The organism is Paracoccus sp. 228 (assembly GCF_000967825.1).
GTDB lineage: Bacteria > Pseudomonadota > Alphaproteobacteria > Rhodobacterales > Rhodobacteraceae > Paracoccus > Paracoccus marcusii.
Genome location: NZ_JYGY01000006.1, coordinates 1 through 11,927 on the forward strand (window position 1 = coordinate 1; position 11,927 = coordinate 11,927).

Genomic DNA, 11,927 nt, shown 5'->3' on the forward strand with positions numbered 1-11,927 from the left:
GTCGGTGCGGGCGGCGACGGCGCGGGTGCCGTCGGTCAGGGTCAGTTGCGACAGGAACATGGATCAGACCTCGCGGTTCTTGTTGTAGACGTCGAAGAACACCGCGGCCAACAGGACCAGGCCCTTGATCACCTGCTGGTAATCGATGCCGATGCCCATGATGGACATGCCGTTGTTCATCACGCCCATGATGAAGGCGCCGACCACGGCGCCCACGATGCGGCCCACGCCCCCCGACATCGACGCCCCGCCGATGAAGACCGCGGCGATCACGTCCAGCTCGACCGCAAAGCCCGCGCGGGGCGTGGCGGTGTTCAGGCGCGCCGCGAAGATCAGGCCCGCAAGCGCCGCCAGCAGGCCCATGTTGACGAAGGTCAGGAAGGTCAACCGTTCGGTGCGGATGCCCGACAGCTTTGCAGCCTTGGCATTGCCGCCGACCGCATAGATGCGCCGCCCGATCGTCGTGCGCTCGGTCAGGAAGACATAGATGACCGTCAGCACCACCATCGACAGCAGCACGTTGGGCAGGCCGCGGAACCAGGCCAGCTTCCACGTTACGAACAGCAGCGCGGCGGCGACGATGGCGTTGCGCAGCACGAACAGGGCGAAGGGTTCGTCCTCGATGCCATAGCGGGCGTTGCGGGCGCGGGTGCGCAGGCCCAGCCACACGATCAGCAGCGTCGCCATCACGCCCACGGCCATGGCCAGCCCGTTCGGCCGCCCGATGCCCAGGATGTCGGGGATGAACCCCGTCGATAGCAGCTGGAAGTTCGCCGGGAACGGTCCGACCGACTGCCCCGCCAGAAGCCACAGCGACAGCCCGCGAAAGACCAACATCCCCGCCAGCGTGACGATGAAGGACGGGATCTTCCAATAGGCCACGAAATAGCCCTGCACCGCGCCGATCGCCATGCCCATGACAAGGCAGATCGCCATCGCGGCCCAGACCGGCATGCCCCAGGTCACGATCATCACCGCCGCCAGCGCACCGACAAACCCCATCACCGACCCCACGGACAGGTCGATATGGCCCGACACGATCACCAGCAGCATGCCAAGCGCCATGATGATGATATAGCTGTTCTGCAGGAACAGGTTGGTGATGTTCACCGGGCGCAGCAGCACACCCCCCGTCACGATCTGGAAGAAGACCATGATCGCGATCAGCGCGAACAGCAGCCCGTATTCGCGGATGTGCCGCATGATGTAGTCGCCGATGCCGATGCCCGGCGCGCGGTCCGTCTGTTCCACGGCCATGTCCTTTCTATTCCCTGACGATCAGCGACATGATCGCTTCCTGGCTGGCCTGATCCGCGGTCAGTTCGCCCACGAAGCGGCCCTCGTTCATCACATAGATGCGGTCGCACATGCCCAGCAGCTCGGGCATCTCGGACGAGATCATGACGACGCCCTTGCCGGCGGCACTCAGGTCATTGATGATGCTATAGATTTCGTATTTCGCGCCCACATCGATGCCGCGCGTGGGTTCGTCCAGGATCAGCACGTCGGGATCGGTGAACAGCCATTTGGCCAGGACGACCTTCTGCTGGTTGCCGCCCGACAGGTTCATGACCTTCTGGAACACCGACGGGGTGCGGATGCGCAGCTGCCTGCGATAGGTCTCGGCCACCTCGGTCTCGCGGGTTTCGTCCACGACGCCGCGGCGCGCGACGCCGTCCAGGTTGGCCAGGATGGTGTTGCGGCGGATCGTCTCGTCCAGGATCAGGCCAAGGGTCTTGCGGTCCTCGGTGACATAGGCCAGCCCTGCGGCGATGGCGCGGTCGACGGTGGACAGGTCCACCGGACGCCCCCGGACCAGCGCCTGTCCCGCGATGTCGCGGCCATAGCTGCGGCCGAAGACGCTCATCGCCAGCTCGGTCCGACCTGACCCCATCAGCCCGGCGATGCCCACGACCTCTCCGGCGCGGACGGTCATCGACAGGTCGCGGATCATCTGGCGGTCGCGCTGTTCGGGATGCCAGACGTTCCAGCCCCGCAGTTCGAACAGCACCTCTCCGGCGCGGCGGTCGCGGTCGGGATAGCGATGCGCCATGTCCCGGCCCACCATGTCGCGCACGATGCGGTCCTCGGTCAGGCCCTGCCGCGCGTCCAGCGTGCTGATCGTGGCGCCGTCGCGGATCACGGTGACGCTGTCGGCCACGCGGCGCACCTCGTTCAGCTTGTGGCTGATGATGATGCTGGTGACGCCCTGGCCCTTCAGCTCCAGCAGCAGGTCCAGCAGGGCTTGGCTGTCGCTTTCCGACAGGGCCGCGGTCGGTTCGTCCAGGATCAGCAGGCGCACGTTCTTGGACAGGGCCTTGGCGATCTCGACCAGTTGCTGCTTGCCCACGCCCAGGGTGTCGACGATGGTGCCCGGCGTCTCGCGCAGGCCGACCTTGGCCAGCAGGGCCTCGGTCTGGCGGTACGTCTCGGGCCAGTCGATGACGCCGCGGGTGGCGCGTTCGTTGCCCAGGAAGATGTTCTCGGCGATGGTCAGCAGCGGCACCAGCGCCAGTTCCTGGTGGATGATGATGATGCCGCGATCCTCGCTGTCGCGGATGGTGCGGAAATCGACGGGCTGGCCGTCGAAGACGATCCGCCCGTCATAGCTGCCGGTGGGATAGACGCCCGACAGCACCTTCATCAGCGTGGACTTGCCCGCGCCGTTCTCTCCGCAGATGGCGTGGATCTCGCCCTGCGCGACGGTCAGGCTGACATCGTCCAGCGCCTTGACGCCGGGAAATGTCTTGCTGATCCCCTGCATTTCCAGAAGGTCTGTCATGGCCCTGCCCCGGATGGGGACCGCCCCGCGGGGGACGGTCCGGCTGGTGTCACTGCAACTGCTCGGGGGTGTAATAGCCGCTCTCGACCAGGATCTGCTCCCAGTTCGAGGCGTCGACCGGCACCGGCTCCAGCAGATAGGACGGCACGACCTTGACGCCGTTGTCATAGGTCTCGGTGTCGTTCACCTCGGGCTCGGTGCCCTTCAGCATGGCATCGACCATGCCCACGGTGACGCGGGCCAGTTCGCGGGTGTCCTTGAAGACGGTGGAATACTGCTCTCCGGCCTGGATCGACTTGACCGACTGGACCTCGGCGTCCTGGCCGGTGACGATGGGCATGGTCTGGTCGCCCGACCCGTAACCCACGCCCTTCAACGACGACAGGATGCCGATGGACAGCCCGTCATAGGGCGACAGCACGCCATGCACGGTGGCCTGGGTGTAGTTCGACGACAGCAGGTTATCCATCCGCGCCTGCGCGGCCGATCCGTCCCACCGCAGCGTGCCGACCGTGTCCATGCCCATCTGGCCCGACGGGATCGCGATGCGCCCGTCGTCGATCAGCGGCTGCAGGACCGACATCGCCCCGTCATAGAAGAAGTACGCGTTGTTGTCGTCCGGGCTGCCGCCGAACAGCTCGACGTTCCAGGGCTTTACGTCGGGGAACCGCTCCTCCAGGCCCGCGACCAGCGAATTGGCCTGCTCGACGCCGACCGAGAAGTTGTCGAAGGTCGCGTAATAATCGACATCCGGCGTGTCGCGGATCAGTCGGTCATAGGCGATGACCTTGATGTCGGACGCGGCGGCATTGGCCAGCGCGTTCGACAGCGTGGTGCCGTCGATGGCGGCGATCACCAGGACGTCGACGCCCTTGGTGATCATGTTCTCGACCTGGGCCAGCTGGTTGGGGATGTCGTCCTCGGCGTATTGCAGGTCGGTCTCATAGCCGGCTTCCTGGAACTGGCGGACCATGTTGTTGCCGTCGTCGATCCAGCGGGCCGACGATTGCGTGGGCATCGAGATGCCCACGGTCTGGGCCGCGGCGCCGAAGGCCAGCCACGACGTTCCGATCGCCAGCGCGATCGCGGCGGTGTTCAGTCTCATGTGATTCTCCCTTTCGGCGCCGTGGCGCCGCCCCTCTCGAATGCTCCCGACAGGACGATAGCAAAGCGACGGGTTATCAGTAAAATGAGATTTGCGACCTTCAACATACCGGAAAACGCATGTCCGAGATTCCCGCACGGTCCTATCTGAAACCCGCGCAGCTGCGCCTGATCCTGGAGATCGCCGACAGCGGGCAACTGCGGCAGGCGGCGGCGAACTGCGCCATGACCCAGCCCGCCGCATCGCGGATGCTGGCCGAGGTCGAGCGCCTGTTCGGCGCCCCGCTGTTCGAGCGCCAGCCCAAGGGCATGTCGCCCACCGAGATCGGCAGCACCGTCCTGCGCCGCGCCCGCGTGATCCTGCGCGAGATGCACAGCATGTCGGCCGACGTCCACGCCCTGCGCGGCGGCCAGGCGGGGTCGGTGCATGTGGGCGCGGTCACCGGGCCCGCGGTCGGCTATCTGATGGCCTCGATCCGCGAGATCAAGAAGGAGACGCCCGAGGCCGACATCACCGTCGACGTGATGCCGTCGCGCGAACTGCTGGGCCATCTGACCACGGGGCAGATGGATTTCGCGCTGGCCCGGATCCTGCCGGAATTCGACAGCCGCGATTTCGAGATCCTGCCCCTGCGCGACGAGAAGGTGACCTTCTGCGTGCGCGCCGATCACCCGATGGCGCGCGCCCCGATGGTGACTTTGACCGAGCTGCATGACCACGAATGGATCATGCAAAGCCGCGGCGCCCCCATCCGCGAGGCCACGATGGAGGCCTTCGCCGCCGTGGGCCTGGCCGAGCCGAGCAACATCGTCAACAGCCCGTCGATCCTGTTCACCATCGCCTATCTGGCGAACAGCGACGCCATCGCCTCGGTCTCGGAGGAGGTGGCGCAGCTGCTGATGCGGCCGCCCGTCCATGCGGGGTTCGCGCTGCTGTCCCAGCCCCGCGAGATCCGCGTGGACCCCTATTACCTTTTGAACCTGCGGCGCCGGCCGCTGTCGCGGCTGGCGCGGCGCGTGCGCCAGAAGGTAATCGAAAAGACCCTGGCCGCCGATTAGGGCCGCGTCAGGTCCACCGGGCTGATCAGCGGCTGTCCCGCGAAATGCGCCTCGAGGTTGTCGACGATCAGCGACGCCATCGCGTCCCGCGTCTGCACCGTGCCCGACCCCTGATGCGGCGACAGGGTGACGTTGGGCAGCGCGGTCAGGCGCGGATCGGGGTCGGGTTCTGACCAGAACACGTCCAGCGCAGCAGCACCCAGGCCCCCGTCCTGCAGCGCCGCGATCAGCGCGGGTTCATCCACCACCGACCCGCGCGCGACGTTCACGAACAGCCCGTCCGGCCCAAGCGCGCGCAGCACCCGGTCCGAGATCAGCCCCTGCGTGTCCGGCCCCCCAGCCACGATGGCGATCAGGATGTCGCTGTCCTGCGCCAGCTGTTCAAGGTCGGGCTGGAACGGATAGCCCGCATCCTTGTCGCGGCGGTTCCAATAGGCGACCTGCAACCCCTGCTGGCTGGCCAGTTCGGCGATCTTGTGGCCGATCGTGCCCATGCCCACGATGCCCAGCCTGCGCCCGCGAAAGCTGCGCTGCAGGGGGAAGGCGCCCTTGCGCGCCCAATCGCCGTTGCGGACCCAGGCATCGGCGGCCACGACGTTGCGCCAGCCCATCTGCGCCAGCAGCAGCGCCATGTCCGCGACCTCCTGCGCCAGCGCCGGAGAGGCGTTGGTCAGGGCCACGCCACGGCGCGCGATGGCATCGACGTCGAACGCGTCATAGCCCGCCGACCCGCAGCTGATGATCTCCAGCGCGGGCAGCTGGTCCAGCAGGGCCGCGTCGACGCTCGTGTGCCCCATCGCGACCATGCCCCGGCAGGCGGCACCGTGGCGCGCCAGGAAGGCGGGCCTGTCGTCGGCCAGGTCCAGACGGTGCAGGGTGAACTGCTGTTCAAGGCGGGCTTGGGCATCGGGTCGGGTGGGGGACAGCATCAGGACGTCGGGCTTCATCGGGCTCTCTTTCTGGCGGTTCGGGCGCCAGCATGCACCGCGCGGCCGTCAATCGCCACCCATGCGCTGCGGCGGGACCAGCGCGCGGATGACCGCGCCCATGTCGACCATGCCCACCGCCTGCCCGTCGCGCATCACCTGGTAACGCCGCGCCATGTCGCCGCGCGACAGGGCGATCACGCTTTCCAGCGTGTCGTCCGCATCCACCTGACCCGACGATGCGCCATCGCCCGGCCCCGTCATGACCGAGCGCACGCGCAGCACGCGGGCGCGGTTGATGTCGGCGATGAACGCCTCGATATAGGGATCGGCCGGGTTCAGCAGGATGCCCTGCGGCTCTCCCTGCTGGACCACCTGGCCGTCCTTCAGGATCACCAGGTGATCGGCCAGCTTCAGCGCCTCGTCCAGGTCGTGGGTGATGAAGACGATGGTCTTGTGCAGTTCCGCCTGCAGCTCCAGCAGCAGGTTCTGCATGTCGGTGCGGATCAGCGGGTCCAGCGCCGAGAACGCCTCGTCCATCAGCATGATCCCCGCGTTCGAGGTCAGCGCCCGCGCGATGCCCACACGCTGCTGCATGCCGCCCGACAGCTGGTGGGGGAAATGCGCGCCGTATCCGCCCAGGCCCACCCGGTCCAGCCAGGCACGGGCGTCGGCCTCGTATCCCGCGCGCGGCACCCCCTGCGTCAGCAGCGCCATGGCCGCGTTGTCCAGCACCGTTCGGTGCGGCAGCAGCGCGAATTTCTGGAACACCATCGACATGGTCCGCCGCCGCAGGTCGCGCAGGCGGCGTTCGTTCCAGGTCAGGATGTTGTCGCCGTCGACCAGCACCTCTCCGGCGGTGGGATCGATCAGCCGGTTCAGGTGGCGGATCAGCGTGGACTTGCCCGACCCGGACAGGCCCATGATGACGGTAATCTGACCCTCGCGGATGTCCACGTTGATGTCGCGCAGGCCCAGCACGTGGTTGTGGCGCGCCAGCAGGTCGGGCTTGGACAGGCCCTCCAGCACCTGCGGCAGCACCGCGGCGGGCCTGCTGCCGAAGATCTTGTACAGATTGCGGATACGGATCTTGACCGGGGCATCCATCAGCGGCCGTCCCGGCTGACGTCGATGCGCGCCAGCGATGCCTTGGTCACGCGGTCCAGGATGATGGCCAGCAGCACGATGCCGAAGCCCGCCACCAGCCCCACGCCCAGTTCCAGATTGCGGATGCCGCGCAGCACCAGCACGCCCAAGCCCGGCGCCGAGACCAGCGACGCGATGACCACCATCGCAAGGCTCATCATGATGGTCTGGTTCACGCCCGCCATGATGTTGGGCAGGGCCAGCGGGATCTGCACGCGCCACAGCTTCTGCCCGCGGGTCATGCCGAAGGCGTCGGCGGCCTCGATCACGTCGGGATCGACCAGGCGGATGCCCAGGTCGGTCAGGCGGATGATCGGAACGATGGCATAGAGGATGATCGCGATGCCGTACAGTTTGGGTTCGGTCACGCTGAACAGGAAGATCAGCGGGATCAGATAGACGAAGGCCGGCAGCGTCTGCAGCATGTCCAGCACCGGCGTGCCGATCCGGCGCAGCGCGGCGCTGCGCGACATGGCGATGCCGACCGGCACCCCGATCAGCACGCAGATGAAGGCGCAGACGAAGATGATCGCCAGCGTCTGCATCGCCTCGGTGTAGTGGTCGACGAAGGCCAGGAACCCCAGGGACAGCGCCACCAGCCCGACCACGCGCCAGGACCGCGCCACCGCCCAGGTCACGGCCAGCAGCAGGGGCAGCATGATGAGCCACGGCGTCGCCACCATCAGCCAGATCATCTGGCGCAGCATCCAGCTGAGCGGTTGGGTCACCGGGTCCAGCACGATGCGCAGCGCGTCGCGCGCCGACAGGAACGCACGTTCCAGACCCAGGGTCAGGTCGCGCGTCTGCCAGATCGCACCGCAGGCCGCGTGCAGGTTGTTCAGCGACGGCAGCGGCAGGTCCCACCACGACCCCGCCGGCGCGGCCGAACCGCCCGATGCCCGCGCCATCAGGTCGGCCATCGACATCGGCCCGCCCCCTCCGCCGCCCGCGTCGCACCATGCCCTCAGCCCCAGGGCGTCGAACAGCCCGTCATAGGTCGCCATGTCAGTCCCCCGATGAATGCGCGTCCGCCAGGCCGGGCCGGGGATCGTCCCGGCCCGGCCAGCCGGTCAGTTCTGGCCCAGCAGGGCCGACAGCTTGCCCTTGGCCTCGTCCGACAGCCAGCCGGACCAGGCGTCGGTGTTGGTGGTCAGGTAATGGACCGCCACCTCCTCGGCCGATGCGCTGTTCTCGTCCTGCCAGGCCAGCAGGGTGTTCAGCTCGTCGGTCTTGAAGGTCATCTTGCGCAGGAACTCGACCACCTCGGGCTGCTCGTCCACCAGGGCGGCGGTGACGGCGGTGACACTGGGCGCCTCGGGGAAATCGGACACCTGCGGGTCGGGCGCGTTCGGATTCTGCAGCGGCGTGAACTTGGCCTCGTCATAGCCGCCAAGATCGATCCGCGTCATGTCGTACTTGCCAAGCGGCACGGTGGGGCCCCAGTAATAGCCGAACCAAGGCTCCTGCGCGCTGACCGCCGATCCCATCGACGATGCCAGCGTTTCGCCCGACCCGTGGTTGAACACCTCGATGCCCGCACCCTCCAGGTCCAGCGCGCGGATCAGGTTGTCGCTGACCACGCGGCAGCCCCAGCCTTCGGGGCAGTTGTTGAACCGCCCCACCAGCTGGGGATTGTCCAGCACGCCCTGGATGGTGGTCAGTTCGGGATGCGCCTCGGCCAGATAGGTGGGGATCCACCAGCCCTCGATCCCGCCCGGGTCCAGGACGTTGGCCAGCGTCACCATGGTGCCCTCGGCTTCCAGCCGGGTATAGGCCTCTCCGGCCGAATTCAGCCACAGGTCGGTGACGATGTCCGGTTCTCCGTTCTCGGCGACCGAGGTGATGGCCGGGATGGTGTCCGACTTGACCAGGGTCACGTCGCAGCCATAGCCCTGCTCCAGCAGGAACTTGGCCACCTCGGTGATGATCTCGGCCGAGGTCCAGCCCATCTGCGCGATCGACAGATCACCGCAGGTCCCCGGTGCGTCCTGCGCCACGGCGGGCACCGCCAGCGCGGTGCCCAGGGCCAGGGTCGTCATGGATAGAAGATGTCTCATCGTCAGTCTCCCGGTTGATGTCGATTGAGGCGCCATGGCCCGTCAAAGGTCCTTGACCAGCCGCAGCGCGTCATAGATCGCGGCATGGGTGTTGCGGGCGGCGACCGCGTCGCCGATGCGAAACAGGCGGAACCGCCCGTCGGGGTTCGCGGCGACATCCTGCGCCCCGCCCGCGATCAGCGCGTCGTAATCGACCGCGCCCAGGTTGCGCGACAGGGGCTTGAGGTCGAAATACAGATCGTCCAGCGGACGCGTGCCATGGTTCACCACCACCTGATCGACCAGCCTTTCGCGGGTCATGTCGCCATAGTCGCTGCCAAGCGTGGCGCGCAGGCGATTGCCGTCGCGCACCACCGACACCAGGCGCCAGGTCACGGTGAAGGTCACGTCCCGGCGCTGCAGGCTGCGCATGTAGGGGACCAGGTTCATCGCCATGACCTCGGGGGCGAAGGCGCGGTCGGGGGTCACGATCTCCACCCGCGCTCCGGTGGCGGCGATGATGTCGGCGGCCTGCAGGCCCGCATGGTCGCCCGCGTCGTCAAAGATCAGCACGTCCTGGCCCGGTTTCACATCGCCCGACAGGATGTCCCAGGCCGAACAGACCAGGTCGTTGCCCGCGCCCAGCACCTCGGTATGGGGCAGCCCGCCGGTGGCGACGATCACCGCGTCGGGGTCGGTGGCCAGCACGTCGTCCACCTCGGCATAGCTGTTGAAGCGGAACGATACGCCGTGCTTTTCGCACATCGCCATCCGCCACGAGATGATCGAGATCATCTCGCGCCGCCGCTCCTGCTGGGCGGTCAGGCGGATCTGGCCGCCTGGCTTGTCCGCGGCCTCGAAGACGGTCACGGCATGCCCGCGTTCGGCGGCCACGCGCGCCGCCTCCAGCCCGGCGGGACCGGCGCCCACGATCGTCACGCGGCGCCTGTCGGATGCGGGCGGGATGTCGTGGGGCATCGTCTCCTCGCGCCCGGTCGCGGCATTGTGCAGGCAGAAGGCCAGCCCGCCCTGATAGATGCGGTCCAGGCAATAGTTGGCACCGACGCAGGGGCGGATGTCATCCTCGCGGCCTTGGGTGATCTTGCGCACCAGATGCGGGTCGGCCATGTGCGCCCGCGTCATGCCCACCATGTCCAGCAGGCCCGCGGCGATGGCGTGACGCGCGGTCGCGACGTCGGGGATCTTGGCGGCGTGAAAGGTGGGAAACCCCGTCTCGGCCCGGATCCGGCCCGCGAATTCCAGATGCGGCGCGTTGCGCATGCCCTGCACCGGGATCAGGTCGGTCAGCCCGGCATCGGTGTCGATATGGCCGCGCACCACGTTCAGGAAATCGACCAGCCCGCTGTCCTTCAGCAGATGCGACACCCGGAACCCCTCCTCGGCACCCATGCCGCCGGCCAGCACCTGATCGCCGGTATAGCGCAGGCCGACGATGAAATCCGGCCCGCAGCGGTCGCGGATCGCGCCCAGCACCTGCATCGTGAAACGCAGGCGGTTCTCCAGGCTGCCGCCCCACGGTGCGTCAAGGTCGTTTGTCAGGGGCGACCAGAACTGTTCCAGAAGGTGGCCATAGGCCTCCAGCTCGATCCCGTCGACGCCCGCGGCCTGCATCCGTTCGGCGGCATCCGCGAAATCGCGGGTGATGCGGGAGATGTCCCAGTCCTCGATCCGCTTGGGAAAGGCGCGATGGGCGGCCTCGCGTTCGTGGCCGGGGGCCACCACGGGCAGCCAGTCGCCCTTGTCCCACCGGGTGCGCCGGCCCAGATGCGTCAGCTGGATCATCACCGCCGCGCCGTGGTCGTGGCATTCATCGACCAGCTTGCGCATCCATCCGACGACCTCGTCCTTGTAGGCCAGGATGTTGTTGAAGACCGGCGGGCTGTCGCGCGACACCGCCGCCGACCCCGCCGTCATGGTCAGCGCCACCCCCGCCCGGGCCCGTTCGACGTGATAGGCGCGATAGCGGTCCTTGGGCATCCCGTCCTCGGGATAGGCCGGTTCGTGGCTGGTGATCATGATCCGGTTGCGCAGGGTCAGATGTTTCAGCCGATAGGGCTGCAGAAGGGGGTCTTGGGACATCCGTGCCTGCCGTTGGGGAAACCGATTGCGGTCATACGGCGCAAAATGTTCACCTGTGTCAAATAAAAAGACAGCACTGCATACTTTGGGCGGAGTGACGTCTTGCAGGGGTTGCGGCCACCGCCTAGGGTTCCCGCATGGATGCACAGGACACGGCCGGCACGGGCTGGCGGGGATCGCGGGACGGCTGGCTGGAGGCGGGCTATCGCGCGCTGATCGAAGGCGGCGTGGACGCGGTCAAGATCATGCCGCTGGCGCGCCAGCTGAACCTGTCGCGCACCAGCTTCTACTGGTTCTTTCACGACCGCGAGGCGCTGCTGGCCGCCCTGCTGGACGGCTGGCACGCACGGACCACGGTGCCCCTGATCGCGGCAACGCGCCAGTATGCCGAGACCCAGGCCGAGGCAATGCTGAACGTCCTGTGCTGTTTCCTGACACCGGGCGTCTTTGATTCGCGGCTGGAATTCGCGGTGCGCAGCTGGGCGTTGCAGGACCAGGCGGTGGCCGACCGCGTCACGGTCGCCGATGCCGCGCGCATCGCCGCGCTGACGCGGATGATGGCGGATTGGGGCCATGACCCGATGTCGGCCGATGTCCGCGCGCGCACCATCTATCTGGTCCAGATCGGCTACATCTCGATGCAGTCGTCCGAGGACATCGAGACCCGCCTGTCGCGCATCCCGTCCTATGTCCAGATCTATACCGGCACCGCCCCCGAACCGCGCGAGATCGCCCGCTTCAACGCGCGGCTCCGACGCGACGGGGCGGCATAGG

Annotated in this window: 10 protein-coding genes; 2 read left to right on the forward strand and 8 right to left on the reverse strand. The window is 67.4% G+C overall.

Annotated features, from left to right (window positions below):
• Window positions 1-63 precede the first annotated feature (63 nt).
• From mmsB to chvE, 3 genes are read right to left on the reverse strand one after another with little or no spacing between them, the layout of a single operon-like run.
• Window positions 64-1,257, reverse strand: coding sequence for a multiple monosaccharide ABC transporter permease (gene mmsB / locus SY26_RS16765; protein WP_046001479.1), 1,194 nt, complete (start codon window positions 1,255-1,257; stop codon window positions 64-66).
• A gap of 7 nt (window positions 1,258-1,264) precedes the next feature.
• The gene (mmsA, locus tag SY26_RS16770) at window positions 1,265-2,782 is read right to left on the reverse strand and encodes a multiple monosaccharide ABC transporter ATP-binding protein (protein WP_046001480.1); all 1,518 of its coding nucleotides are present in this window, start codon (window positions 2,780-2,782) and stop codon (window positions 1,265-1,267) included.
• Window positions 2,783-2,831: 49 nt separating this feature from the next.
• On the reverse strand, window positions 2,832-3,887 hold the full coding sequence (gene chvE / locus SY26_RS16775; protein ID WP_084693901.1) for a multiple monosaccharide ABC transporter substrate-binding protein: 1,056 nt from the start codon (window positions 3,885-3,887) through the stop codon (window positions 2,832-2,834).
• Window positions 3,888-4,006: 119 nt separating this feature from the next.
• On the opposite strand from chvE, the gene SY26_RS16780 reads away from it, so the two are divergent.
• Complete coding sequence (locus SY26_RS16780; RefSeq protein WP_046001481.1) at window positions 4,007-4,945, forward strand: LysR family transcriptional regulator; 939 nt, start codon at window positions 4,007-4,009, stop codon at window positions 4,943-4,945.
• On the opposite strand, the gene SY26_RS16785 is transcribed toward SY26_RS16780, so the two are convergent.
• The 5 genes from SY26_RS16785 to hpbA all read right to left on the reverse strand — a co-directional run bounded on the left by SY26_RS16785 (window position 4,942) and on the right by hpbA (window position 11,153).
• A complete protein-coding gene (locus tag SY26_RS16785) occupies window positions 4,942-5,892 on the reverse strand; it encodes a 2-hydroxyacid dehydrogenase (protein ID WP_045983667.1) in 951 nt (316 codons plus the stop codon). The genes SY26_RS16780 and SY26_RS16785 overlap by 4 nt on opposite strands.
• Window positions 5,893-5,940: 48 nt before the next feature.
• Window positions 5,941-6,978 (reverse strand): glycine betaine/L-proline ABC transporter ATP-binding protein, encoded by a 1,038-nt coding sequence (locus SY26_RS16790; protein WP_046001482.1) that lies wholly within the window; start codon window positions 6,976-6,978, stop codon window positions 5,941-5,943.
• Window positions 6,978-8,021, reverse strand: a complete 1,044-nt coding sequence (locus tag SY26_RS16795) for a proline/glycine betaine ABC transporter permease (RefSeq protein WP_046001483.1) — start codon at window positions 8,019-8,021, stop codon at window positions 6,978-6,980. The genes SY26_RS16790 and SY26_RS16795 overlap by 1 nt, the downstream gene beginning before the upstream one ends.
• A 66-nt stretch (window positions 8,022-8,087) precedes the next feature.
• Window positions 8,088-9,074: an ABC transporter substrate-binding protein gene (locus SY26_RS16800; protein ID WP_046001484.1), complete on the reverse strand. Its 987-nt coding sequence runs from the start codon at window positions 9,072-9,074 to the stop codon at window positions 8,088-8,090.
• Window positions 9,075-9,116: 42 nt separating this feature from the next.
• The gene (gene hpbA, locus SY26_RS16805) at window positions 9,117-11,153 is read right to left on the reverse strand and encodes an N-methyl-L-proline N-demethylase HpbA (RefSeq protein ID WP_046001485.1); all 2,037 of its coding nucleotides are present in this window, start codon (window positions 11,151-11,153) and stop codon (window positions 9,117-9,119) included.
• A 137-nt stretch (window positions 11,154-11,290) separates the two neighbouring features.
• Between hpbA and SY26_RS16810 the strand changes: the two genes are divergently transcribed.
• Window positions 11,291-11,926 (forward strand): TetR/AcrR family transcriptional regulator, encoded by a 636-nt coding sequence (locus SY26_RS16810; RefSeq protein WP_046001486.1) that lies wholly within the window; start codon window positions 11,291-11,293, stop codon window positions 11,924-11,926.
• The last annotated feature ends 1 nt before the right edge of the window (window position 11,927 follow it).